This is a genomic window from Streptomyces sp. URMC 123 (assembly GCF_051386515.1).
Taxonomy (GTDB): Bacteria; Actinomycetota; Actinomycetes; order Streptomycetales; family Streptomycetaceae; genus Streptomyces.
The window spans coordinates 55,593-79,645 of sequence record NZ_JBPQTV010000002.1 but is presented as its reverse complement, the minus strand read 5'-3'; the positions used below and the strand labels follow the sequence as shown (position 1 = coordinate 79,645).

At 64.3% G+C, this 24,053-nt stretch carries 29 protein-coding genes and 1 pseudogene; 18 read left to right on the top strand and 12 right to left on the bottom strand.

Features of this window, described 5'->3' with window-relative positions; translation table 11 throughout:
• The 5 genes from ACSNOD_RS00920 to ACSNOD_RS00900 form a co-directional block, all read left to right on the top strand.
• Positions 1 to 872, top strand: an 872-nt coding sequence (locus ACSNOD_RS00920) for an ATP-binding cassette domain-containing protein (protein WP_436764735.1), incomplete at its 5' end; no start/stop codon positions are given.
• Positions 873 to 895: 23 nt separating this feature from the next.
• Positions 896 to 1,756 carry an ECF transporter S component gene (locus ACSNOD_RS00915; RefSeq protein WP_436764739.1) on the top strand — a complete coding sequence of 287 codons (861 nt, stop codon included), beginning with the start codon at positions 896 to 898 and terminating at the stop codon, positions 1,754 to 1,756.
• Positions 1,757 to 1,778: 22 nt separating this feature from the next.
• On the top strand, positions 1,779 to 3,308 hold the full coding sequence (locus tag ACSNOD_RS00910) for a prenyltransferase/squalene oxidase repeat-containing protein (protein ID WP_436764734.1): 1,530 nt from the start codon (positions 1,779 to 1,781) through the stop codon (positions 3,306 to 3,308).
• A gap of 80 nt (positions 3,309 to 3,388) precedes the next feature.
• Positions 3,389 to 3,877, top strand: a complete 489-nt coding sequence (locus ACSNOD_RS00905) for a DUF4430 domain-containing protein (RefSeq protein WP_436764733.1) — start codon at positions 3,389 to 3,391, stop codon at positions 3,875 to 3,877.
• An 89-nt stretch (positions 3,878 to 3,966) separates the two neighbouring features.
• On the top strand, positions 3,967 to 4,185 hold the full coding sequence (locus ACSNOD_RS00900) for an EF-hand domain-containing protein (protein ID WP_436764732.1): 219 nt from the start codon (positions 3,967 to 3,969) through the stop codon (positions 4,183 to 4,185).
• A gap of 145 nt (positions 4,186 to 4,330) precedes the next feature.
• On the opposite strand, the pseudogene ACSNOD_RS00895 reads toward ACSNOD_RS00900, so the two are convergent.
• Positions 4,331 to 5,077: pseudogene (locus tag ACSNOD_RS00895) on the bottom strand (APC family permease); the annotation flags it as partial.
• A 1,891-nt stretch (positions 5,078 to 6,968) separates the two neighbouring features.
• On the opposite strand from ACSNOD_RS00895, the gene ACSNOD_RS00890 reads away from it, so the two are divergent.
• The 3 genes from ACSNOD_RS00890 (at position 6,969) to ACSNOD_RS00880 (ending at position 8,359) form a co-directional block, all read left to right on the top strand.
• Positions 6,969 to 7,103, top strand: a complete 135-nt coding sequence (locus ACSNOD_RS00890; protein ID WP_436764731.1) for a hypothetical protein — start codon at positions 6,969 to 6,971, stop codon at positions 7,101 to 7,103.
• Between the two features lie 118 nt (positions 7,104 to 7,221).
• Complete coding sequence (locus ACSNOD_RS00885; protein ID WP_436764730.1) at positions 7,222 to 8,004, top strand: hypothetical protein; 783 nt, start codon at positions 7,222 to 7,224, stop codon at positions 8,002 to 8,004.
• A gap of 40 nt (positions 8,005 to 8,044) precedes the next feature.
• Positions 8,045 to 8,359, top strand: coding sequence for a hypothetical protein (locus ACSNOD_RS00880; protein WP_436764729.1), 315 nt, complete (start codon positions 8,045 to 8,047; stop codon positions 8,357 to 8,359).
• A gap of 568 nt (positions 8,360 to 8,927) precedes the next feature.
• On the opposite strand, the gene ACSNOD_RS00875 is transcribed toward ACSNOD_RS00880, so the two are convergent.
• Positions 8,928 to 9,095, bottom strand: coding sequence for a hypothetical protein (locus ACSNOD_RS00875; RefSeq protein WP_436764728.1), 168 nt, complete (start codon positions 9,093 to 9,095; stop codon positions 8,928 to 8,930).
• 32 nt (positions 9,096 to 9,127) lie between these two features.
• Here ACSNOD_RS00875 and ACSNOD_RS00870 point away from each other — a divergent pair, with 32 nt between their 5' ends.
• The 10 genes from ACSNOD_RS00870 (at position 9,128) to ACSNOD_RS00825 (ending at position 14,967) form a co-directional block, all read left to right on the top strand.
• Entirely contained in the window at positions 9,128 to 9,448 is a 321-nt protein-coding gene (locus ACSNOD_RS00870) for a hypothetical protein (RefSeq protein WP_436764727.1), read from the top strand.
• Positions 9,433 to 9,669, top strand: coding sequence for a hypothetical protein (locus tag ACSNOD_RS00865; RefSeq protein WP_436764726.1), 237 nt, complete (start codon positions 9,433 to 9,435; stop codon positions 9,667 to 9,669). The genes ACSNOD_RS00870 and ACSNOD_RS00865 overlap by 16 nt, the downstream gene beginning before the upstream one ends.
• A 4-nt stretch (positions 9,670 to 9,673) precedes the next feature.
• Positions 9,674 to 10,213, top strand: a complete 540-nt coding sequence (locus ACSNOD_RS00860) for an antirestriction protein ArdA (RefSeq protein ID WP_436764725.1) — start codon at positions 9,674 to 9,676, stop codon at positions 10,211 to 10,213.
• 96 nt (positions 10,214 to 10,309) lie between these two features.
• On the top strand, positions 10,310 to 10,612 hold the full coding sequence (locus tag ACSNOD_RS00855) for a hypothetical protein (protein ID WP_436764724.1): 303 nt from the start codon (positions 10,310 to 10,312) through the stop codon (positions 10,610 to 10,612).
• A gap of 5 nt (positions 10,613 to 10,617) precedes the next feature.
• A complete protein-coding gene (locus ACSNOD_RS00850) occupies positions 10,618 to 10,860 on the top strand; it encodes a hypothetical protein (protein WP_436764723.1) in 243 nt (80 codons plus the stop codon).
• Positions 10,860 to 11,303, top strand: coding sequence for a hypothetical protein (locus ACSNOD_RS00845; protein WP_436764722.1), 444 nt, complete (start codon positions 10,860 to 10,862; stop codon positions 11,301 to 11,303). Before ACSNOD_RS00850 ends, ACSNOD_RS00845 begins: the two co-directional genes overlap by 1 nt.
• 76 nt (positions 11,304 to 11,379) lie before the next feature.
• On the top strand, positions 11,380 to 11,841 hold the full coding sequence (locus ACSNOD_RS00840; RefSeq protein WP_436764721.1) for a hypothetical protein: 462 nt from the start codon (positions 11,380 to 11,382) through the stop codon (positions 11,839 to 11,841).
• Positions 11,842 to 11,937: 96 nt separating this feature from the next.
• On the top strand, positions 11,938 to 12,666 hold the full coding sequence (locus ACSNOD_RS00835; protein WP_436764720.1) for a histone-like nucleoid-structuring protein Lsr2: 729 nt from the start codon (positions 11,938 to 11,940) through the stop codon (positions 12,664 to 12,666).
• A gap of 268 nt (positions 12,667 to 12,934) precedes the next feature.
• Positions 12,935 to 14,389, top strand: coding sequence for a DUF3987 domain-containing protein (locus ACSNOD_RS00830; RefSeq protein ID WP_436764719.1), 1,455 nt, complete (start codon positions 12,935 to 12,937; stop codon positions 14,387 to 14,389).
• A gap of 428 nt (positions 14,390 to 14,817) precedes the next feature.
• Positions 14,818 to 14,967: a hypothetical protein gene (locus tag ACSNOD_RS00825; RefSeq protein ID WP_436764718.1), complete on the top strand. Its 150-nt coding sequence runs from the start codon at positions 14,818 to 14,820 to the stop codon at positions 14,965 to 14,967.
• A gap of 158 nt (positions 14,968 to 15,125) precedes the next feature.
• On the opposite strand, the gene ACSNOD_RS00820 is transcribed toward ACSNOD_RS00825, so the two are convergent.
• The 10 genes from ACSNOD_RS00820 to ACSNOD_RS00775 all read right to left on the bottom strand — a co-directional run bounded on the left by ACSNOD_RS00820 (position 15,126) and on the right by ACSNOD_RS00775 (position 24,037).
• Entirely contained in the window at positions 15,126 to 15,398 is a 273-nt protein-coding gene (locus ACSNOD_RS00820; protein WP_436764717.1) for a hypothetical protein, read from the bottom strand.
• Positions 15,388 to 16,710, bottom strand: a complete 1,323-nt coding sequence (locus ACSNOD_RS00815; RefSeq protein ID WP_436764716.1) for a LysM peptidoglycan-binding domain-containing protein — start codon at positions 16,708 to 16,710, stop codon at positions 15,388 to 15,390. Before ACSNOD_RS00815 ends, ACSNOD_RS00820 begins: the two co-directional genes overlap by 11 nt.
• 80 nt (positions 16,711 to 16,790) lie before the next feature.
• Positions 16,791 to 17,072: a hypothetical protein gene (locus ACSNOD_RS00810; protein WP_436764715.1), complete on the bottom strand. Its 282-nt coding sequence runs from the start codon at positions 17,070 to 17,072 to the stop codon at positions 16,791 to 16,793.
• Positions 17,073 to 17,081: 9 nt separating this feature from the next.
• Positions 17,082 to 17,597: a hypothetical protein gene (locus ACSNOD_RS00805; RefSeq protein WP_436764714.1), complete on the bottom strand. Its 516-nt coding sequence runs from the start codon at positions 17,595 to 17,597 to the stop codon at positions 17,082 to 17,084.
• Positions 17,598 to 17,640: 43 nt separating this feature from the next.
• Positions 17,641 to 18,813: a hypothetical protein gene (locus ACSNOD_RS00800; RefSeq protein WP_436764713.1), complete on the bottom strand. Its 1,173-nt coding sequence runs from the start codon at positions 18,811 to 18,813 to the stop codon at positions 17,641 to 17,643.
• Positions 18,814 to 18,821: 8 nt separating this feature from the next.
• Entirely contained in the window at positions 18,822 to 19,541 is a 720-nt protein-coding gene (locus ACSNOD_RS00795; protein WP_436764712.1) for a hypothetical protein, read from the bottom strand.
• Between the two features lie 118 nt (positions 19,542 to 19,659).
• Positions 19,660 to 20,442, bottom strand: a complete 783-nt coding sequence (locus ACSNOD_RS00790) for a hypothetical protein (protein ID WP_436764711.1) — start codon at positions 20,440 to 20,442, stop codon at positions 19,660 to 19,662.
• A gap of 12 nt (positions 20,443 to 20,454) precedes the next feature.
• The gene (locus ACSNOD_RS00785; RefSeq protein WP_436764710.1) at positions 20,455 to 21,549 is read right to left on the bottom strand and encodes a hypothetical protein; all 1,095 of its coding nucleotides are present in this window, start codon (positions 21,547 to 21,549) and stop codon (positions 20,455 to 20,457) included.
• Positions 21,549 to 23,051, bottom strand: a complete 1,503-nt coding sequence (locus ACSNOD_RS00780; RefSeq protein WP_436764709.1) for a Gp37-like protein — start codon at positions 23,049 to 23,051, stop codon at positions 21,549 to 21,551. Before ACSNOD_RS00780 ends, ACSNOD_RS00785 begins: the two co-directional genes overlap by 1 nt.
• A gap of 8 nt (positions 23,052 to 23,059) precedes the next feature.
• Positions 23,060 to 24,037 carry a phage tail domain-containing protein gene (locus tag ACSNOD_RS00775; protein WP_436764708.1) on the bottom strand — a complete coding sequence of 326 codons (978 nt, stop codon included), beginning with the start codon at positions 24,035 to 24,037 and terminating at the stop codon, positions 23,060 to 23,062.
• Positions 24,038 to 24,053 lie beyond the last annotated feature (16 nt).

Sequence of the window (24,053 nt, the reverse complement as noted above, 5' to 3'; positions counted from 1 at the left end):
CCCCACGATCCGCCGCGTCCCCGGGGGCCGAGGCCCAACCCGCCCTGCGCGCCCACCGGGTCGTGGTCGGGTACGGCGCCACCATCGCCGTCCGCGAGGTCGGGCTGGAACTGCGGCGCGGCGAGGTGGTGGCCCTCATGGGCCGCAACGGCTCCGGCAAGTCCTCGCTGCTCTGGGCGCTCCAGGGCTCCGGGCCGCGCCGCTCGGGCACCGTCGACGTCGCCGGGCGGGACCCGGGCCGGGCCTCGGCGGCCGGGGCGCGCGCCCTGGTCGGCCTGGTGCCGCAGACCGCGAGCGACCTGCTCTACCTGGAGACCGTCGACGCCGAGTGCGCCCAGGGCGACCGCGAGTCCGGCGCCCGGCCGGGGGCGTGCCGCGCGCTGCTCGACTCCCTCGCCCCGGGCATCCCCGGCGACCGCCACCCCCGGGACCTGTCCGAGGGCCAGAAGCTCGCCCTCGTCCTCGCCGTGCAACTGGCCGCCGCCCCGGGCGTGGTGCTGCTCGACGAGCCCACGCGCGGCCTGGACTACCACGCCAAGCAGCGCTTCACCGAGACCGTACGGCGGCTCGCCGCCGAGGGGCGGGCCGTGGTGGTGGCCACCCACGACGTGGAGTTCGTGGCGGGGGCGGCGGACCGGGTGCTGGTCATGGCCGAGGGGGAGATCGTCGCCGACGGACCCACGGCCGAGGTGGTCGTGGCCTCCCCGGCCTTCGCCCCCCAGGTCGCCAAGGTGCTGGCGCCGCAGCCGTGGCTCACCCCCGACCAGGTCGGCCGGGCGCTGGAGGCCGCGAAGGCCGCGGAGGGCCGGACGCCGGACGCCGAGCGGGCCGGGCAGGCCCCGGCGGCACGACCCCAGGAGGCGACCGCGTGACCACGGCGCCCGTGTCCCCTCCGCTGCCCGGAGGACCCGAAGAACCCGAAAAACCGGCGCCCCGCACCCCGCACCGGGCGACCGCCCTGCGGATCGGCCCCCGCACCGCCCTGGTGCTCGCCGTCGCGAGCGCCGCCGGCCTCGCCATGTTCCTCTGGCCGCTGTTCGTCGCCCCCGCGCCCGGCGGAACGGCCCACGCGGCCGACGCGCCCCTGGTCTTCGTGGTGGCCATGCCCGTGATCCTCGCCGTCGTCCTGGCCGAGATGTCCTCCGGCGGCATCGACACCAAGGCCCTGGCGCTGCTCGGGGTGCTCTCGGCGGTCAACGCCGGGCTGCGCCCGCTGGGCGCCGGCACCGCCGGCATCGAGACGGTGTTCTTCCTGCTGATCCTCGCCGGGCGGGTGTTCGGCCCCGGCTTCGGCTTCGCCCTCGGCGCCATCTCGCTGTTCGCCTCCGCCCTCCTCACCGCGGGCGTGGGCCCCTGGCTGCCGTTCCAGATGATCTCCTCCGCGTGGATCGGGCTGGGCGCCGGACTGCTGCCCCGGCGGGTGTCCGGCCGGGCCGAGCTCGCCATGCTGGCCTGCTACGGGGTGCTCAGCGCGTACGCGTTCGGCCTTCTGATGAACATGTGGTTCTGGCCGTTCTCCGCCGGCACCGGCACCCAGCTGTCCTATGTGCCGGGCGCGCCCGTCCTGGAGAACCTCCACACCTTCCTCCTCCACTCCCTGGCCACCTCCACCTTCGGCTGGGACACCGGCCGGGCCCTCACCAACCTCGTCGCGATCGCGCTCGTCGGACCGGCCGTGCTGGCCGCGCTGCGCCGCGCCTCCCGGCGGGCCGCCTTCGAAGCCCCCGTCACCTTCACCGCCGCCCAGCGCGGCTGACTTACGCACAGGAGACCCTCCGATGCCACCCATTCCGAGACCGCGCCACGGCGCGGCCACCGCACTGACCGGGGCGCTGCTCGCCACGGCCCTGCTGGCGCCGGGCACCGCCCACGCCGGCGACGTCGGCCCGGCGCCGGCCGCCCCGGCCGCGCCGCCGGTATGGCAGCTGTCGCCCGCCGAGGCCGCCGCCACCTGGGCCGCGTCCCAACTCGTCGACGGCGTCCACGCCAAGCGGGACGACTACGGCCTGACCGCCGACATCGTGATGGGCCTCGCCGCCACCCGCACCGGCGGCACCACGGCCAACCGGGCGACCGACTGGCTCGCCGAGCACGCCGGCGCCTACATCACCGACGGCGACAAGGACACCGTCAAGCCCGGCGCCACCGCCAAGCTGGCGCTGGTGGCCGGCATCCAGGACCGCGACCCCGCCCGGTTCGGCGGCCGGAACCTGGTTCGGCTGCTGCTCGACCGGCTCCAGGAGAACGGCCGGTTCACCGGCACCGGCCCCAAGGCGCCCCCGTCCAACCAGTTCGACCAGTCCCTCGCCGTGCTGGCCCTCGCCCGCGCGGCGGCCGTGCCGCCCAAGGCCGTCGACTTCCTGGCCGGGACCCGCTGCGCGAGCGGGGGCTTCCCCATCCGGCTGGACCCCCCGCAGAAGCCCGAGGACTGCACGGCCGACGCCGACAGCACGGGGATGGCCGTCCAGGCGCTGTACGCGGCCGGCCGCGGGGCCGAGGCGGCCCTCGCCCTGGACTGGCTGGCCGGGACGCAGAACCAGGACGGCAGCTTCGGGGTGTCCGCCGGCGGCGCGGGCAACGCCAACAGCACCGCCCTCGCCGTCCAGGCGCTCACCGCCGGCGGCCGCAAGGCCGAGGCGGCGAAGGGCGTGAACTGGTTGCTCACGCTCCAACTCGGCTGCGCGGCCAAGCAGGAGGACCGGGGCGCGGTCGGCTACACCAAGCCGGTCGTCAACGTCTCCACGCTGCGCGCCACCGCCCAGGTCATCCCCGCCCTCGCCGGCCAGGCGCTGGGCGGCATCAAGGCCGCCGGCTCCCGGCCCGAGCTGCTGCCCATCGTCTGCGGAACCGGCGACGGCACGACCGGCGGCACCGGTGGAACCGGCGGCACCGGTACGGGTGGTGGCACCGGCGGTACGACGGGCGCGGGCGGTACGGGCACCGGCGGCGGCACGGGCAGCGCCGGTACGGGCACGACCGCGGGCACGGCGGGCACCCCGGGCACGGGCGGCACCACCGCGGCCGGTGCCTCGGGCACGGCCGGCACCGGCTCCGGCGGTTCCCCGGCCACGGCCGGCGCCTCCGGCGGCACCACCTCCACCGGCTCCCAGGGCGCCACGTACTCCTCCGGTTCCCTCTCCTCCTCCGGTTCGTCCGGTTCCGCCGGTTCCGCCGGGCGGGGCGCGGGCGGCCCGGCCCTCGCGGCCACCGGCGCCTCGGCCCTGCCGCTGGCCGCGGTCTCCCTGGCCCTGCTGCTGGCCGGCGGTGGCGCCGTGGCCGTGGCACGGCTGCGCCGGCGCACCCGCTGACCCCCCAGCCCCCAGCCCCCCGCGCCTCTTCCTGCTTCGCCGCTCGACAGCTCGTACACGCCTCGAAAGGACAGCACCTGATGCTCCGCACCCTGCCCCGCCGCGCCGCCGTGCTCGCCGCCGCCCTCGGGCTGGTCCTCGCGGCCGCCGCCCCCGCGGCCACCGCGCAGGCCGCCCCGGCGGCCGCGGCACCGATCTCCGTGCAGCTGACCGTCACCGGCGCCACCGGCACCGTCTTCAACGGCAGCGTCCAGACCACCGGGCACGCGGTCACCACCGCCTCCGGTGGCACCCACACCTGCGACGGCACCAACGGCGACGCCGACCCGACCCCCGGCGCCACCCCGACCGCGGCGCTCGACGACGCCGCCAGGAAGAACGGCTTCACCTGGGACGGCGTCTGGTACGCCTCGTTCGACGACTACCTCGTCACCCGCATCGCCGGGGACACCCAGAACTCCTCCGCGTACTGGAACATCTCCGTGAACGGCACCCCGACCGAGGTGGGCGGCTGCCAGTTCAAGCTGAAGGCGGGCGACAAGGTCGCCTTCACCTGGACCCGGCTGTAGGACGGCCGCCCGAATTGATCGGCTAATGTGTGCGCAGCTTGCGCTCTACACGCAACACCCGCACCACACGCATCGAAGGGGCAGTTCACGTGGCGGACATCCAGGCGGCCAGGACGGCGTTCGACCGGTACGACCTCGACAAGGACGGCCTCATCAGCGCGGCCGAGTACAAGAGCGTGATGGCGCAGCTCGGCGACCCCTTCGTGACCGAGACCGTCGCGCAGGCCATCATCAACAAGGCCGACGGCGACGGTGACGGCAAGATGTCCTTCGACGAGTTCTGGGCCACGCAGAACCACTCCGCCTGACCGTCCTCCGACGGCCGGGCCCTCGTCGGCCCGCCCCGACGCGACCGGGTGCCGCGCCCTCGACACGGCGCGGCACCCCGGCTCGTACGCCCGAGCCCGTACGGCCGCGCCCCGGGCTCGTACGCCCGCCCCGTACGGCCGCGCTTCAGCCCTTACGGTGGCGTCCCTCGCCCCCGCCCGTGCTCGCCGCCCGCTCCGCCTTGGCCAGTTCCGACCTGCGGTAGGAGTAGGCGAAGTAGACGACCAGGCCGATCGCGAACCAGATCGCGAACCGCACCCAGGTCTGCCAGGCGAGATAGGTGATCAGCCAGATCGAGGCCGCGACGCCCACCGCCGGCACGAACGGCATCCACGGGCAGCGGAACTCCCGGTGCAGCTCCGGCCGTCGGTAGCGCAGGGCGATCACCGAGACGCAGACCACCGCGAAGGCGAGCAGAATGCCGATGTTGGTGAGCTCCGCCGCCTCCCCGATCTTCACAAAGCCGGCGATGAGCGCCGACGCCACTCCGACGATCCAGGTCACCCGCGTCGGCACATGGCGCGTCGGATGCGTCTTGGCGAACCAGTGCGGCAGCAGCCCGTCGCGGCTCATGGCGAACCACACCCGGGTCACCCCCAGCATGAAGGTGAACATCACCGTCAGAATGCCGATGATCGCGCCCACCGCGATCACATCCGCGATGCCGGACATCCCCACCGACTTGAACGCCGTCGAGAAGCCGCTCTCCTTGTCGATCTCGGAGTAGTGCTGCATGCCGGTCAGCACCAGACAGGCCAGCACATAGAGCACCATCGAGATGGCGAGCGAGTACACGATCGCCTTGGGCATGTGGCGCTGCGCGTCCTTGGACTCCTCGGCCGCCGTGCTCATCGCGTCGTAGCCTAAGGACGCTACCACGTGACGACCGTTCGGAGGCTGGACACCAGTGGAAACGACCAGGGCCCTCGCCGAGATGCTGCTTGACGCCCCAGCACACATACGCGACGCCGTCATGGCCCAGCTCGGGGAGTCCACGCGTCCCCTGCCCCCGCCGAAGCAGCCCACCTTCACCCCTTTGAGCGACCCAGGATCAGCCCCCAGCCGTCCCGTGATGATCAAGACTGTATCCAGCGCACGTGATAGCACAACCCCAACGTTCGACAACTGATAGCGCCCTGCTGTGGGTCCCTCGCCAGTATCGGTGGCGAGGGACCTTTTTGTATCTACGTATGTACCAGGGTTGGTTCATTCATTCTCACGTCAAGGTTCATGCCTCCACCCCCTTCGAGGAGGGTGGCTCGGCCTGAAGACCTGGAGCTGGCCGGCGACGCCGGACCTAGGGAGAACGTTCGGGGGATATAACCCCCCTCACTATTAATGTCGGTGTCACCTGGAGAAGTAGGGGACGAAGAATCGGCAAAGAGTGACCCGGATCACCCCTGCGAGGGCGTTTGGGCCCTCAAGGACCCCGAAGGAGGAGCCGCAGGATTAGCCGCGGCCGGCTGATGGTGCACATCGGCGAGACGGAGTGGTTCGTTCATACCCGTACATGACCGAAGGAAGGCACCCCTGGTGGGTCCTTTGAATGAATGCACAGGCATTACCCCCGTATATGTGTCATGCATTGTATTAGGGTTATTTCATGCATGCATTAGGCATGCATGAATCCAGGCATCCGCCATGGCATTGCGATTAGCGCTGAATATCTTTCAAGGTGAATGAACTAACCTTATTCCGGATGTAATGAGACGGGGACGCAGTGTAACGACATACCTATTCCGAAGCTTGCATTTCCGTGCGCTCGGTCCGCCGTCAGGTTGGGCTGTGACATCCGCCTCATTCGTGGGTACCGGCTGACGGGTGTAGCGCCCCACGGGCGTGACGTGGGACACATGTAGGGCCTGAACAGCCCCATGAGTGCGTGACTAGCGCCACATTATTAATAGACGAAAGACCCTTGCGTAATGGTGGGATGTATGCAGCATCGGGCTATTTTCGTGGTTGGGATGTGACCCATGCAACTTCGATGCGTATTGACTATGTTTCGCATCTCATGCAATCGCGCGCGTCTCCATTGAAACAAAAGGGATGGTGTTGTGTTGCTGATGTGCATTGATGTGTCCATGACGTTGCGCGGCAAGTTGGGATGTGACATCTTTAGGTCATCGCAAGGACGCCCCGCAGGGAAGCGCCCCGAGTACCCCTCACTAAGTGAGGATGCGGAAAGGGGGATCAGTAACCGGGGATGCGTACAGCGAACGGAAAGGCTCTACGGAGAGCCGATCCCAAACCCACCTAGGAACTAGTGCTAGGTCTCTGTGCAAGAGCCCGTACAGGGCTTACAGGGATACCGACTAGGGACATCACATACGCCACACAGGGTGAAGCGAATAACCCTGGAGCGAGCGCGTACCGGAGCGGGGTGAATCCTGCGATGAGCGGCGCGTTACGTGAGCTGATAGCGGGAAATGACCGGCCCGAAATGGATAGGTCAGACATTTGAGCTAGCGGGGAAGCTACCCCCGTGACCATCTGAGATTGACTCTCACACACCCAATCAATATGACGTGTCCAGCGCACAGGGGCAAAGCCGCGAGCAACGACCCAAGGTGCGTCTTTAAGCGTCTGAGAGTGGGTGTGTGGGGGTGAGTATCAGAAAGGGTTCTGATACCAGCAGAGAGAGGCATACGGGATGCATGGGGTAACCCGTCTGTTGCTAGTCATTGCGGCAGTCATCTTCAGTGGGATCGCGTTCCTAGGGGGATACCTCTATGGGGGCGCGCGACACGTCAAGGTGGACCCGGTGGCCGCCTTCAATGACGGGTTTCTTGACGGCCTCTGTCGAGAGGTTACGTACGAGGATGGGGCAAAGATGATCGAGGACGGCGCGGGAAATCTGTGCCAGCAGGCCGGATCGCGTCCCAAGGAATCGAAGTGATTGCCGACGTAGCCCGGCGGTAGCGTGCTTTACTCATGCCCTCAAGTTGGGATGTGATCCACGGGGGCATGGGCATGGCGCTCTAGCAGCAGGCGGAGCGACAAGCAAAGGGAAGATCATGACTGTGATCCTCGACGTGAAGTTCAATGACTTCGCGAGAGACTGCGCAAAGCGTCAGTTGGAATATGGGTACAGCCTTGACGAAATGGCTGAAGACGCGCGGGGGATGTGCTGGGCCGGGTTCGGCATTGTTGATGACGGTACCGGCGAACCCTTGGAGGACTACCGCCCGTTCGGCTACTACAACTGCGACTGTCAAGAGAACCCAGTCCGGGTCAATGCGGAAGCGACACGCGCGGCATTCAAGGCTGCTGGCGTGGAGACCCACGAGGTGAACGGCTGGATTGTGTGGGACGCATCCAACCCGGCAGGGCACTCGGTAGCTGACAGCATCGCGTGCCATCTCGCGGATTATGCGGTCTTGGATGACGAGCGGCTGTCTGATCTGCAATGGGACAACGCTTGCGCCATGATTGATTCTCTCTACGATCTACCTGAAGGAGTAGAGGCCGATGATTTGATCCGGGTAATGCCGGAGGTTCCTCATTGCCGGAACTGTTCAAGCTGGGATGCGGAAGGCGCGATGGCCTCACTCGGATACAGCCAATGCATGGACTGTTCTGCGTGGCTCAAGATGGATGGATACCCCCCGAGCGATCGGGTCTGTTACGACTGTGCGGAGCATGAGCAGGAGGGCGACTGCGAGTGCATCCCGGAATATGTAAACAGCCTTCGGCATATGAGTCTGTACCCGACCGCATCTGATCTTCGGGAGATCCAGCGCGGTTGTTTGACTTGTTACCCGATCCGCTGGCCGCACGGCACAAAGATGGGGGCCTGACATGGACCACATGGCGCACCATGCAATCCGAGACATCATCGTGAGCCACAACAATGAGCGTTCTGGATACGGGTATTCCGATGATGAAGTGAGGCAGATGATCGAGGCTGTCAGGGCAGTGGATAACCCTGACTCTAGGTACGTGATCACGGTAAACATGGAGAACTCTGAAGGGGTCTTCCAGGTGTTGAGATATGGGATGACGTACTGGACCTTCGAAGAAGCCAAGAGGGCCGCACAGTGGCGCGTGAACCGCTCCCCTGGGGCGCTGTGCGGACACGTCCGGATCGTCGCACCGAGCGGCGCGTCATTCAAGGTCGGGACGGTTTGGCCGTCCGCAGGAGAGGGGAACTAACCATGGGAAAGCAGACGAATAAGAGCGGGGCTCAGCACACGGGGGCGGCGCTCCCGGATGGCCGTATCGGCTGCTACAAAATGGGTTGTGATGAAGCGGCAACACGCTGGATCGATATGGAGCGGTACGGCGACCGCCGTTGGCTGCCTTCGGCTTACTGCGATGCGCACGGGGATTGGGAGCTGAACGACCCCTACCACACGATGCGAGTACGGTCGATTAAGGGCTGAGTGGCTTTAGGCAGGCTCACAAGTTGGGATGTGAGCCTGTCTATGGACTCTCAGAATCGATGAGGGTTGACACGAAAGGTGGGTGGTAAGTGATGCGGGAAAACGAGCGGCATGTCTGCCCGGAGCTGGTAGACGAATCCGTTGCCTCCAAAGTCCTCCGCGACGCTATCCAGCGGATCAAGTTGCATGAGTGTCAGTGGCTCCTAAAGGGCACCGGCCCGGATCACCGCGAACTCCTCCGGTCGCTCCTGAGGGAGTTCCAGGCCCAGGCTCAGGCCGGCCGGGGGTGTGACCGGCCTTACACGGTCGTCATGGACTGGGTGTCCGACTGGTGGGAGTCAGGCGCGGACAACGTACGTGCTTTTGGTCAAGACGAACCAGTTGTATTTCATCTGTGGGCGTCCAATGCTTCTGACGCTTTCGATCAAGCCGACGACAAAGCGGACGAGCTGTTCGGGGAAGAGGTCGCTTTCTATCTCTCCCGCGTCGCGGTCATGCACGGACACGCCCCTCTCGTTCGAGACGGAGAGTAACCCCAATGACGATGGCTCAAGAGATCGCCCGCGCGATCGGTTCCGACGTGATCAACGTGGGCGAGTACGCGGCGGGGCTGGCCGGTGACGTTCACGAGCAGGTCTACGTGTGGACCCGTGAGGACATATCCAAAGCGGTCAATAGCGGTGTGGACCTGGTGGCCGATGAACTCGCCAAGAGTGAGCGGGATACCGACCTTATGAACATGGTCGTCAACGCGGTCATGACCCTTCTGGATAACCCGCACTACACCTTGGACGAAGTGATCCAGGAGTGCTACGACGAGGACCCGGAAGAGGTCCGGGCTTGGTGGGCGGGGTGGTGAGCCCGGCCGCCGTCGAAATCGGTCTGCGCGTCGAGTTCCGCTCGATGTACGGGAACGGGCTTTCGGGAACGATCCGGGGCGTCATCTACGGCGTACCCAAGATGAAGCGCGACAACATCACGCACGCAGTCATTCAAGGTGGCTACGACAATAAGCCGATTGACCGCTCGCACGACATTCACGTGATCCCTCTCAAAGACATTCGGAAGCTCAGGAGCTAGCCTCATGCGCCAGATCTATGCTGCGTGCCTCGCGTCCTACAACCTAGGCATACGTCACGGCGAATGGATTGACGCCACGCAGGACCCGGATTCGATTCGCCGTGAAATCCAGCTCATGTTGGCCGCGTCCCCGATACCTGGCGCGGAAGAGTACGCCATCCATGACTACGACGACTTTGGCGGCATCAAGCTCGGAGAGTACGAGGAGATCGATGATCTCCACTTGATCGCGCTTGCGCTCGATGACTTCCCTGCTGTGGTGGTCGCGCACTTCCACGGAATGGAGGTGAGCGCGGAAGATCTGTACGAGACGTGTGAAGACCACTTCATTGGAACGGTTGAGGAAGAAATAGGCCCGGAGGAGAACGCCTACGCCGCTTACATCCTGGAAAAGGAAGACGACTACTGGGAGGGTCTGCCGAAGAAGTATCGCGACCACATGCGGGCCATCGCAATGAGCGAGGCTCAGGACCGACTCCTTAACGGCGAAGTCGCGCTCTACGAGGGCAGGGGAACGTGGCATTTCCTCCACGCTAGCTGCTGACGCTTAGCGGTTGGACTTCAGGGGCTCAAGTTGGGATGTGAGCCCCTGTTGTCGAGCCTCTAGGAACCACCTAGGCCCGATTGAAAGGAACGCATGATGACCGGTTCTGAAGGCATCAGATTCAAGCTCGATGACGGAGCACGAGAAAGCCTCTACAACGCGGTTGCAGCCGCTCGCCGAGTCTGTGTCACGGAAGAGGCGGAAGTCGGCCTTTGGGTCGCGTGGAAGGTACTTGAGACGGCGGACCCTGACGGGTCGTTTGTCCTGACCGCCCGCGAACTGTACTGGATCGGCCGGGCGAGCCGAGTTCAGTTCTGGCGTGACGAACCGACCATGAACCGAGTCATGGGCCTGGTGCAGCAGCAGTTCAACGAGTGGAGCAAAGGGGCTAGCAAGTGAGCCGCATGAAGGACTACATGGAGCTTGAAGGCTCCGTACTGGATGCGGCGGAGGATGCCGCCCACCACGACAACGTGCGGACTCGAATGCGAGCGATAACCCACCTGTTTGATGCAATCGGAGAGCACGTTAGCCGCTCGCGCTTCCACGACAAGCCGACAGTGACGGCCGCTCTCGTGCAACGAGCTGCTGAGGCGTACGTCAGCACCAGGCATGAGGTCATCGCAGATGCTCGGGCGGTGATGTGATGTTCAAGCCGAAGATGTGCGATACCTGCTGTACGCCTCTCGAACCGTTCAAGTCGTTCGCACTGGGCACGGTCACCTACGGGCACCCGAATTGGGTCGGCAAGGAGTGGGACCACGATCCCGTGCCGGTACCCAAGGACCCCGGCCGACTCCGGGGGATCTGTGACTTCTGCTCCGCAGACTACCCCTCGACTGCTTTCGAGACGGCCAAAGCCATCCTGATGTTCGACGGGCCCGTCACGCATGTATTCGCGGACGCGTGGACCGCGTGCGAGCGATGCGCCGTCCACATCCGGAAACGCTCGCCACACCTGCTGATCGACCGCGCGGTTGCGGTGCTGCCCGGCACCCTTAACCGACCGGAGCGGCAGGAAAGGCGGAAGGAGGTCAAGGCACTGCACATGAAGTTCTTCGCGGCCCAACCGTACGAGGTGGGTCTGTGAGCACAGCCGACGAAAACGTGGCCCTGGTCGAGCCCCTGCGGGCGGCTGCCCCGATCATCGGCTCGGGGGAGCAGTGATGGACGGCACCGAGCGCTGGCATGTTGAGTTCCGCCTGCAGGGTGAGGACACCCCGATATCCCGGTCTTGGATTCTCGAAGAAGGTCGGAATCCACTGGAAGACTTTCCCCCGATGATCGCCATTGCCTACACGGGCACGGTGGAACGGGCGGATGAAGTGCAGATCATTACGATACGAAAGGCCCCCCGCCAGATGAGCGAGAACCTGACCCGATACCCCTGCCCCGTCGATGGCTGCGAGAGCTTTCTCGAAATGACTGTGCCGCTGTGGCTGGACATCTGGACGGACGAGGAGGGCGCCGCGCACTTCACGATTGCCGGAAACGACACGCCCACCCACTTCACGTGCGGAGCGGAAGAGGAACACAGCTACTTGGACTTCCCCGCCAACCTGGTCAGTCAGGTCTTGGCGCGACTGCACGCGGCTGAGACTGTCATGTACGAGGAGCAGTACGGCTGACATCCGAGCAGCTTTGGTGAGGCCCCGACATCGGTCGGGGCCTTTTCCATGGCCGGTCGGTCACACCAACCCACCCACAGAGAAGGGCAACCAGTCATGGCTACCAAGGTTCTCGTTGTTCACGTTGACGACCTCGACGGCACGGAGAGCGCCGAACCCGGCATCATCCAGACGGTTTCGTTCGGACTTGACGGGGCCTCGTTCGAGATCGACCTGACGGGAGAGAACGAGCAGGAGCTTCGCAAGATCTTGTCCCCGTACATGCAGGCCGGCCGGAGGGCCCAGGGCGAGGCCAGCGGGAAGCCTGCCAAGAACCGTGACGCCCTGGACGCGCGGGCAGTGAGGGCCTGGGCACGGGACAACGGTTACGAGGTCAGCGGCCATGGCCGCATCCCCGAGAACATCCAGACTGCCTACCGGCAAGCCATGGGCAAGGCCGCTCTGGTCCCTCCGGTCGCTCCTGTCGCGATTTCGCATGCCGACGTCATCGAGAGCGAAGAGGAGGCCGCCAAGCACTACCGGGCGCTTCCCGTCCCCGGTGGGCGTGAGAAGAACTGGGGCAAGCGCGAGGGCTCGGGGTGCGAGCGCACGGCCCGCATCGAGGACATGACGCTCCTTGAGCGGGTCCACTGCCTGACTGACTTCAACCTCACGGTGCTGGGCCAGCTCTCGGGCGATCTGCCGACCGGCAAGGACGGGAAGATCAAGGGCCTCGGCACCTCTGGCGGACGACTCCGCAACTTCGAGTTCATCGACGCCAATGACGAGATCACCGCCTTCGGTCGGTACGCCTACGCCGTGCGGTGCAAGAAGCGGGACGCATAACCGATCAGCTCTGTTGAGGGGCCGCTACGGCGGCCCCTCTTCATGGCTCATCGGAGAGAGGGATCAAGATGGCAAGGAAGATGATCGAGCAAGTCACGTGTGATGCCTGTGCGGTAAAGGGCCAAAACTGCGCGGGAGTTGAGGAGCTGACGATAGGGTCGGTCAGCTACGACCTGTGCCAGGAGCACGCGGACCGTTTCAGGGTTTACTTCGCTGACCTGTTTGAGGCCACCCCTGCCGCTGTCGCGGCCTGAAAGGAGACGTACGAGTGAGCAGCACGTTCAAGGAGATGCAGTACGGTCCCCTGGGTAAGGCGGTCGCGGCGGCCATGCCTCACACCGAAGCGGACCCGATCGGGGTGTACGCGGCCACCCTGTCCCTGTGGTCGGCCGCAGTGAACGGTCAGGTCCTCCAGCCCAACGGAAGGCCCACCGTGTTCTGGTCGGCCTTGGTGGGGCGATCCAAGATCGGACGGAAGGGGTTCGCGCTCGCCACGGCGCGAGCCATCGTGGACCCGAGCATCGGGGCGTTCCTCTCTACCCGGAGCCGGAAGGGTATCTCCAGCGGGCCTGCACTCGTGACGACCCTCTTCGAGGTCGAGCAGGAGTCCTTGACGTCCGAGGACGGTCGGGACAGTCGGGTGATGATCGCGGAAGACGAATGGGCTTCCGTCCTCAAGCGGGCCAATCGCGATGCCACCTACCACGATCAGCTCATCAACGCCTGGGACGGCGTGCCCGTCGTCAACACCACCAAGGGCAAGGGTGGGAAGCGCGAGGAGCAGCGGATCGAGCGCCCGTTGCTTGGCTACCACGCGCACATCCAGCCGGGCCGCTGGGCACCGCTGGTGAAGCCCGAAGTCGCGTTGGGTGGCGCCTTCAACCGCATCCCGCACTTCATCGTGGAGAAGTCCAAGAACCTGCCCTCGGAAGTGAAGCGACCTCTCGACGCGGTGAAGGAGACGCCGGCGCTCACCAGGGCGTACCGGTGGGCGCGTGAGAAGGTCCGGGAAATGGAGCTGTCGCCGGAGGCGGCGAAGATGCACGACGCGTACCGTCTGGAGTTCGATGACCGGTGTGCGTCGCTGCCGGAGGCCGTCTCGTGCTTCATCGAGCGTGGGGACGAGAACCTTCTTCGTATCGCGTGCCTGCTGACCGCTGCCGAGCGGAAGACCGTGATTCCGCTCCGGGCCTGGAAGGCCGCGCACGCCATGATCGAGTACAGCATGGCGTGCACGGAGAAGCTGATCAACGAGGCTCAGGCCGGGACGGGCCGACAGATGAAGTCGGTGGAGCAGATCGTCCGGGAGTCGCTTCAGCGCTTCGGTGGAGAGGCAACCCGCACGCTCATCCTCCGGTCGCTCGGCACCCGAGGCAACGCTGACTCGCTGACGGCCGCCATCGAGAAGATGCCGGACGTGGTGATGGAGCGGAAGGGATCGGGAGCGAAGGGCGGCGCCCCCTCATTCGTGATCCGGTTCGTTGACCCTGCCAGCAGTGGCCAGGTCCAGGGCGATCGCGGGCACCAGGAGCAGCCCGAGGAGCGACCAAAGCTCGCTGTCGTCCCCCCGCAGACGGAGCGGCCGGCGCCGCGGAAGCGGCCGGCCGTGAAGAAGGCCCCGGCCAAGAAGACGGTTAAGGAAAAGGAGGAGGGGACGTTGAAGGCATCTCTCGCCGCGCAGAGGGAAGACCCGTCCACGAACCCCCTGGCTGAGCTGCTGTGAGCCCGAGCCAGATGCCACAGAGACGGCCCAACCGCATCGTGCAGGGGCGGTATGGGGACCTGGCGCGACGCTGGGCCCCCGGCCTTTGGATCGAGATGGACAAGACGGAGGAGGGCTGATGTTGGGCTCCGAACCAGCTCACCCCGTTTGAAAGAATCGTTGACATGACCGAAGAAATCACCCCGTTTGCTCGGCTGCGTGCTGCCGTGGTTTCCCAAGGCGGTGACTGGACCATCCGACGCGCGATTGACGCCCTGGGCGTGTTCCCTGGACCGTCCCCATATCCAGAGGGGAACCGGGCTACCCCGAGACGTGCCGGGTGGGCCCTGGACCGCTTGGTCGAGGCGGGACTGCTGGTGAAGGACGGAGATCGGTGGCTGCCGAGTCCTGACCTGGAGGGCGCTCGAACGCGGGAGTGCGGTTGCCGGTTGACGGAGCTGATCAACGAGAGCGGCAAGTTTCAGGTGGATGCCTTCGGGAGCGGTACCGGCGCCTGGCGGGCGAGCCTGCTCGACCGGGAGACCGGCGACAAGTTCACGCTGACCATTGAAGCGGGTAGGAGCGAGGCTCAAGGCTGACAGATAATACTGTGGTCCTGGAGAGACTACGAGGAACTGCAAGGAGTAGCGGATACACGAAAGGCCGGGGCCCCACGTGGGGCCCCGGCTCTTTTTTGTACTCACTTTGTACCAACCATTGTCGCTTGGTTGGTTCATTCATTCACGGGCATTCTCGGCTACTCCTCCGAGGTCCCACCCTTGGAAGCGTGTTCCATCTCGTACAGGGCGAGACGGAGGTGTGCTGCCGAAGCGGTCTCGTCAGGAGAGGGCTCGGAGAGCGCCGCATTGGTCTTCTGGTCCTCCACCCGCTGTGCGACCTCGGCACCGCCGAGGAGGGCCAGAGAGAACGGGATCAGGGCCTCCCAGGGGATTCCCGGGAACTGCGCAACCAGCCAGGGTGTCAGCGCGGCCAGGGCGCCGAGTAGGCGCACGACGTGCTTACGGAGCATGAGTGACCTCCGGGGTCGGAATGACGAGCTGGGGGACGACGGGGATCTGTGTGGGCTTCGAGACCTCAGGCGTGGCCGGCACCGGCACCGGCACGCCAGGCTTCGCAGGCTCGGGCCTCGGCTTCTCGGAGGGCTTCTCGGTCGGCTGCCGATCGGGCTGCGGAGTCAGCTTGTCGAGCTTCCCGGAGACCTCATCGAGCGTGCCCTTGACCTTTCGCAGCTCCTTTTCGATGCGGGCCAGACGGTCATCCTGAGAGGGCTTTTGAACCGCAGGCGCAACAGGCTTCGAGATGGCCTTCGAGGAGTGGGACTGCTCACGGGGCTTCGGCTCCTTCAGGCGGGTCGGTGTGGCCGCGTGCTTGCCGCTGCGGACCTTCACCGTCTGGCCTGGGTAGATCAGGTGAGGGTTGGCGGCCAGGCCGGGATTCCAGCTCATGAGCTGGTCCAGGCCGACCCCGAAGCGGTTGGCGATCGTGGAGAGCGAGTCGCCCTCCGCGACCGTGTAGGTGCTCCCGCTGGTCTGGGGCGTTGAAGGCTTCGGCTCAGGCTTGTCGACAGGCGGCTTCGGCTTCTCCGGCTCGGCCGGAGGGTTGGGCTTCGCAGGGATGTTGATCTCCTGCCCCGGCTGGACCACGTCCGGATTCTTGATGCCGGGGTTGGCTGCCAGGAGCGCCGCCAGGGAGACACCGAGCACGGCCGCGATGCCGCCGAGCGTCTGCCCGTTCTTGATCTTGTACTTGCTCGTGCTTGAGGAGCTGCCCGAGCCGCTGGCCGGCGCCGAAGCGGTGGCCGCGAACGTGAAGCCCGGTCGGCCCTTCTTCGACGGGTCCGCGGTGATGATCCCCTCGGCGTAGGCCGGCAGGCCGTAACCGTGTACGTAGGAGTCGCGGCGGAGACGCTTACGGGCCATGACGCCGTTTCCGTTGGCATCGTTGGTGAGGCTCGTGTTGCCTTCGTAGGTGTAGAGGTAGGTCTCGTCGTAGGCGTAGCAGATGCCGGTGTGCGTGCTGCCCGAGGTGCCATAGATGACCTGAGCCCCGATGGCGGGGAACTCGCTCCACTGGGACCGCTGCTTGAACCACTGCATTGCGGTCCACACGCTTGCGGTACGCGGAAAGAGATCGGCGGCGCCGGCCTTCATGGCGACCCAGGAGACCCACGTTGCACACCACGGCTGGTAGTTCGACCATTCCAGGCCGGGAACCTGGCCGGAGTACTTCTGGTGGCCGCTCGGGCGCTCGCCCGGAGCGCGCTCCGCCTTGTAACCGACCTCGCCCTTGGCTATGGAAAGGACCTTGGAAACCTGACTCATGTTGCCCCCTTTCGGGCATGACAAAGGGGCCGCCCGCCTGGACGGCCCCTGCGTGAACTAACCGATAGTGGTTAGTTAGTTCATTCACGATGACGCAGCAGCGATAGCCGCTCGGGGTCGATAGTGGTGAGGATCTGAACGAGGCGCTTGTTCTCCTCTTCGATCCGCTGCAACCGGTCTTTGATCTCAGTTAGGTCATCCTGAAGCCGGTCGCCGCGTGCTTTCTGTGCTTCGGCCTCAGACTTCCACACCTCGGCAGTCTTGGCCTCTTTCGCTGCTCGCGCGACAACGAATCCGCCAACGATGGTGGCCGCGATGCCTACGAGCCCGAATATGTCGAGTATCAGGGTCGTGTTGTTCACAGGCGGCCCTCACAACTGTCCGGCGTCTGGGTAGAGGAGGACCGCAGACAGGTACGAAAGCGATGTGGCGGGGTTGCCGGTATCCGCCTTGCGCCAAGCTCCTCCGACGCCCTGAACGGAAGCCCAAATGCTGTAGTCCTTCTTGAGGAACATCAAGCCCGAGGTTGAAGTGCTGTGATACCCCTTATTGATCTTTGACCCCACCATGCCCTTGATGTATTTAACGTCACCGTTCAGGCCATCGATGCCGTTGTATGTCCAGCCTGATGCCAAGCTCAGGCCGGCTGTGTTATATCCGGTCATGGTGGAAGGGGTGTGCATGGTGGCCGTACAGGCGATCCAATAAATACCTTCAACAGGGACGATGAAGTTCTTCATGTCCCTGGTGGTGAAGCCGCCGGCCGTGTCCAACGCGTCCCACTTGAGAACCGTCTCAGAGGTCACATCGGTGATCGTGGATATTCCGGTGGCCCTCATATGCGGCGGGTCCACCAAGGTCTTATAGTTGTCGGATGCGATGTTCAATTCGGCAGCGGACACCTTCTGGCGAGGTCCCCACTGCGGATAGCTAAGTGTCATAGGTCCCCCGTCCCAGGTGAGTGAAAGCCATAGTCCACCAGCGCCCGTCGGAGCGTCCGGACTCCCACCTACTAGTGGAGGTGTAGCCGAAGAATCGAATGTTCACCTTATCGCCCTTGGAGAAGCGGGCGACATCACTAATGAGTAGCCCTGACTCGTGGTCTTTTCGAGCATTTCCGCTCTGCAAGAGGATGTACGGCTGGTCGCTGAGGTTTCTGTAGATTCCGATCTGGAAGGCGAACTGCGCGTTCTCCACAGGTGGTGTCATCATCTTGGCGTTGCCAATTACGGACACCAGGTAAATTCCGTCATGCGGAATCGTGAAGCCGGTGTTGGAACCCCATCCGGGGCCGATGGTGATCTTCTCGAACTGGTCGTTGGCGTACATGTACTGCCACGAGATTGCATTCTTGTCGGGCGGGTTACCTTGCATGTTGAATGAGGTATTGCGGCAAGTGATCCTGGGCGGGTTCCACTTCGCCTTGAGCTGTCCGACGGTCTGTTCGTTCATCGTCTGCACGGAGACGAATTGGCCGTCCGTCCACTTGCTCAGGTCTGGGGCCGGCCCCGGAGACCGTTCAAGCCAGCCCCCCGTGTTCGGGGAGATCATAAATGCGTAGAAGCCAGTGTCCACTTCTCCGTCGGCCACACACCAATCTCCGCTCGCCCCGCTATCGAGATAGACGGTCGGCTGAATCGTCTGGCCCTTGAGGAAGAACTCCGTAACGCTCACTTGAACTGTCTGGTACCAGCCGGAGCGAACGTATTGCTGTGTGACTGCGGCGATGTTCCCGTTGGCTCCGCTGCCGGCCAGGGTGAGGTAGGCGTTCACGTTGTCGCCGACGTCACGGGTGCTCTTGCCCCACACGCTTGCCTGGAAATGGACGTGGTAAATGCCGTCCTCGGGAATGGTGAAGCTCTTGTAATCCGAGGTGGAGAATCCAGAGAGGCGAGCCCGTTCGGCATCGAACTGAACTTCCAGGGTTGCTCCCGGAGTGAGCCGCTGACCCGGCCGGGTGCCTGCCATGTTCGCAGTCACGCCACGGCACGACAGGTAGGGCATCTTTGCGAAGTACTTCTGCGGCCCCGACACCCGTTCCTCCATGAGTGCTGGCGTCGGAATCTCGCGTACTGACCAATCAGTCAGGTTCGGCTTAGCCATATGTCACCTCACTGAAGATAGGTTGTGGTGCCGAGAACAGACGCCGTAGAGTCGCCGAGAATCCAGACTGGCTTACCGTCATCTGCGCCAGGTATTTTGATCGTGATGACTGCGGCTGCGGGAACAGTCGTATCGAAGAGGACCTTGCCGAAGGATTCGGAGCCTGATCCGGGGGTGTCGCCGGCGTGGAAGAGAATCTGATGCTCTCCGAACGCTCCGTCGATCTTCTTGCGGGAGATCACGCCTTCGGGGAACTTGATGTTCGTGAGGTTCTTGGCTTCGGTCAGCACGACGAAAAGCGATGTGTTGCCCGCAGGGGAGTTGAGGGGAACCTCGTAGGCGTCCTTGTACTCCCTGATCTCGTGGAATGGGGTGATGGGGATGTGCAAGGCGTCGGCGCTTCGGTAGACGTAATTCGCCACCGTGGAATCGCCGCCGCCAGGAATCCTCCACCTGACCGAATCTCCGTTGTGAAGACCCCATTCCCCGTCATACCTCCACATGACGCAGGACAGCCAGGAACCCGAGGCGAGCTGCTTGGTGGCCGTAAGGCTCCCGGCAGGGTTGAGCAGCTCCGGCATGGCGCTACGGGCCGCGCAGATGGACACGACGAAATCACCGAGCCGGGTATCGGCCGGAAGCTTGTATGTGCGGTACTCCGCGGCCAGTGCGCCGCCATTACCGGTCGCGTAAGTCGGATACATCACCGGTTCGGGGTACTTGGTCATCCACTCCGCGCCGTCCCAAATTCGAAATCGGGGCTTGGCGGTCCACTGCTGCCCGTCCCACATCTTCTTCGGCAACTCAGTCCATCGCGTCCCATTCCATAGGAAGACCTTGTTGTAACTAGCTGCCATACTGAACCCAGATATCGCCGGGCTTGAGAACAACCCCCTGGGACGCGGGATCGGCGGTCCCCGAAAAGACTCGGGCCGTTCCGATGTTTCCGGCGAGGACTGATCCCGAGACCGCCACGTCTCCGCCGACGGTTACCTTGCCCGCGGACTCGATGTCGCCGTTCTTGAACATGCGAAGGTTGGTGGCTCCGCCGTCATTCACGGACACCACCGGCTTGGAGTCGGAGACCGCGTCCGCTGTGACGGCCAGGGGAGTGCTGTCCCCGAAGGGCTTCAGATTGAGGGCCCCAGACGACTTGAGCTGGGTGCCGGCGATCCCGTCGCGACTCATGCGGATCACGTCGTTGGTGCCCGCTGGAACGTCCACGGCAAGCAGGACCTCGGTTGAGGTCTGCATCTCGTTGCGGCCACGCTTGGCCACGTAGTCCTTCAGGGTCTCGCTGGTGTACGCCTTGGCCCCGTGGGGGTCCGGGTCTGCGAGGTGGCCCGCCAGGCGCTTGCCGACATCGTTCGGGGTCAGCATCACGCGGCCGGAGTTGAAGTCCACCCAAAGCTGCTCGACTCCGTCAGGCCCCTGGAAGGCCGGGATCATGCCCCGCTCATCGGTGAGGAGGCCATCCTTCAGCGGGTTACCGGAAGCGTCGAGGAGATCCGTCACCAGGTCCGGTGACTCCTGTGAGGCGTATACCCGGCCCTTCAAGTTGGGGAGCCGGCCACCTGATTCATTCTCGGCAGCGTCAGCGGCCGTGCCGCCGAAAAGGTTGCGCGCCATGGTTCCTCCCGATTACTTGAGCCCCTGCGTTTCGTAAACGCCAGAGAAGAGAATGTAGGACTTGCGAGGGAACACGCGCATGTAGTCAAGACCCTCGTGAAGGTACTTGAAGTTCTGGTGGAGTATTCGCACGTAATCGCCCGCATGGCCACCCCAGGCGTATCCGCGGAGGTCCACAAAATTCGGCATGCCGGCGTCGTATCCGCCGTTCGTCAAGAGACCAGAGAAGACCTGCCCCGTGTTGCCGTTCAGCTTGGCATCCTCCGGCAGTGTGAACGATATGCAGTTGTCCTTCGCGTCGTTCCAATAGTCGTTGTTGGTCGGGTTGTTGATGTCGATGGAGTACCAGACCAAGTTCGGGGCGATGCGGCGGTAACGGCCGCGAGCAACCAGCCCCGGGGGGTTCGTCACACGCGTGTAGAGGATCTGCGGTGTGTAGGTCTTGGTCGCCCCGAGATCTCGCGTGATGGTGAAGCCGTCAGCGCCGTTGAACGCCTCGTACTGGCCCCCAGGGGACAGGCAGCGCAGGAAGGTGCCCTCCGGCTGGTGATAGGCCACCGATTGGGCGGGAGCCACCGAGGCCACGTCGTCCGGGGTTGCGTAGGGGTGGACCGCATCTGGTACAGGCCGGCCACTGTTCTTGGGGACCGTGATGACGTACAGCGGAAGTTCCCACATACCGCCCGGCTGTCTGGCAGGCTGCGGGATTTGCGGGTTTGAGGTCTCGACACCACGCGAGATCTCCAACTTGGCGTATCCCTTGGCGAGGTCGGCACGGATTACCAGGAGATCCTTGCGGTCGTACCTCGTGTTCAGGTTCGTATCGACCCGGACACTCGTGGGTGCGTCCAACTTGTAGTAGAAGCCTCCGACGTAGGCTTCCCCCTTGCCGACCGTGATGGTGTTCACGTCGGTCACACTGGCATGGAAAGGCATGGTTTCAGTGACCATGTTGCCCTTAGTGAGGACGTGATTGATGCGGTCGCCTGACCACATGGTTGCCATGTTTTGCCAGTCGTTCTGAGTGACCGCCGTACGGCCACCGCCATCTTCCGGCTTGGAGGAGATGTCGGTGTCCTTCTCGAACGGGTAACTGATCTCAGCCATTACATCCTCGCTTCCAGCTTTCGCAGCTTCTCTCGCATTTCAAAGACCTGCTTGTAGAGGTTCAATGGCTCGCCAGTCCCCTGGTCGCCGACCTTCGGGGTGACCGTGTTGACTCGGCCTCCGTCGTCCACGGTGATGGTCACTTCCTTCACGGCATCCGTGATCGTCTGGTTGTCGGCGTTCACGCTCACGATGTCGCCCACGTAGTAATCCCGGCCGAACTGGCACTGGGGAGTGTCGATCGGATACACCTGGAAGTGTCCAGTCTTCTCACCCTCCTTGAGGGCTGCCTTAGCGGCCTGCTGGACGACCTTCAGGTAGTGCTCGACGGCGACCGGCTTAGCTGCCTCGATCGCCTGCTTCACCGCGGACTGGGCTGCGACAAGCGTCGCCTTCGCGCTGGCGAGACGACTGGCAGCGGCTTTCTTCTCTGCGTCTGTCTTGGCGTCGGCTACGGCCTTCTCGGCGGCGGGGACCTCGGCTTCGGCGGCGGCGAGCAGTGCCTTCTTCGTGATGAGGTCGGGCGTCCACTCCTTCCCCTCCGGGTTGAGGCCGATGTCCTCGAAGCCGGTGGACGAGTCGGTCTTGGTGACCAGCTCGGGGTTGCCCTTCACGGTCTTCAAGGGCACATCGCGGCGGTCGATGAACTGTTCGACCAGCACGCCCCACTGCTGCTCGCCGGCCTCGTCGGTGGCCTGGTAGATGTAGCGGTCCTTGCCTTCGCCTTGGCAGGCCACGATGGCCCGTGTCACAGTCGGCGCTTTGAGCTGCCATGTGTACTGCTTGATGTTTCCCAGCTCGGGCGCGAAGCGGACGGTCTTGCCGAGGTCCTTGCAGGCGTAGACCGTCAGCTCGATCTTCTGGCTGGAAGGGTTGTAGAGGAACCGGTAGCCGAACTTCTTCTCCTTGAGCCATTCCGTGAACTTGGTGCCCAAGTTGTCGTATCGGAGCGTGTCCGTGAGGTCGGCACCGATCCTGGGGTTGGCGCCAACGACGACACCCGGGAGCTTCCGGTCGGGGAGGGCCCGTGCACCGAAGGTGAGGTCGCACTCGACCCAGAGGGCCTGGCCGACGGGCCCGCCCACCGGCCTGCGGTCGATCCCTTCCCACTGGTTCGAGATCGGCCTGAGCTTCATGGCGTCCGTGCCTTCGCCGGTGACGCTCGGGAAGGCGAGGAAGTTGAACGGAATGTGATTGTCGCACTTCCCGCCCACGTAGACGGAACCCTCGCCCGTGTGCTGTTCGACGGTCCAGTACTTCTCGAACGCCTCAATGGGGCCGCTGAAGATGGGGGAAGAGAGGCCGTCCTGGTAGATGACGATTCCCCGTCCCTCCTTCAGGAGTTGCTCGTGTGTAGTGCCCACCTTCACGAGCATCTGCCAGGCTCCTGGTTGGTTGAATCGAATGGTGAAGTCGAGCTTGATCCACGTATCGATCTCGCCCAGGATCGGCATCGTCCCGTCTTGTCCGGGGCGATCCCGAACGAACACCCTGTAACCCATGTCGGCTCCTAATAGGTCTCGTATCGCGGGGACAGCTTCAGGCGGAGGACCGCCGAAGAAGCCCCCGGATTCATCTGCACGTTGATCTTGGACTCACCGGCAGGGATGTGAAACAGGGATGGGTTCACGTCCAGTTTGGGCCAGAAGTTTTCGCCGTTGCTCTTGAGGATCGTCTTGTAACCAGGACGTGTGTCGATGGTCAGGGTTTCGCCGGACGCAATGAGGTCCGCGGACGGGTCATCCGGAGTGATTCCGAACGTCTGCTTGGCTTCGTTGGAGATCGTGAAAGACCTTACCGGGCCCTCGATCTCCCAGATGGGCCAAGCCTCGATATCCCCAGGATTGAGGACCGGAACCCCTTGCGATGAGATGGTTCCCTTGCTGACATCGAGAGGTAGGAACGGGCTGCCGGGCCCCTTGAGAAACACCTTTCCAATGCCGGTTTTCCACTCGGCTATCACGTCTCGATCCCCGTAGAACCACGGGTCGAACGCCACGAGCTGAATGCCGTACCGGCACCAGGTGAACCCGGCATCGTCGGTACCCTCGTTGCCCTCCATCCCGCCCTTGTAGTAAGCGGTGATGCGCCGGGTCGTGCCGTCCCCTTCTGTGAACCGGAGCACGCACGCCCCGTTCTTGGGGTTGAGGGTCCGGGAGAGCTGACGCTTCAACTGAAGGATCGTGCGGCGATCGACACCGTACAGGTACAGCGGGAGCATGATGGGACGCTCACTCGCGCTGGTGGAACGGAACCAACCGCCATCCAAGTTGGGGCTGGTGTCCGAGAAGACTTCCATCGGGGGCATGTCCAGGCCCGAGGCGCCGTCCTGGAGGAAAATCGCGGGCCAGGCCCGGCCGGAGAAGTCAGTCAGGGGGATCTCCTCCCCGTGGCCGTCGCTTCCCGTGAGCGTAACCCGCGTATGCCCCCAATGGTCCGGGGTAGGCGGAATCCCGACGATGGGGGCGTTGTCTTCCCAACTGGGCAACCTATATCCCGGAACA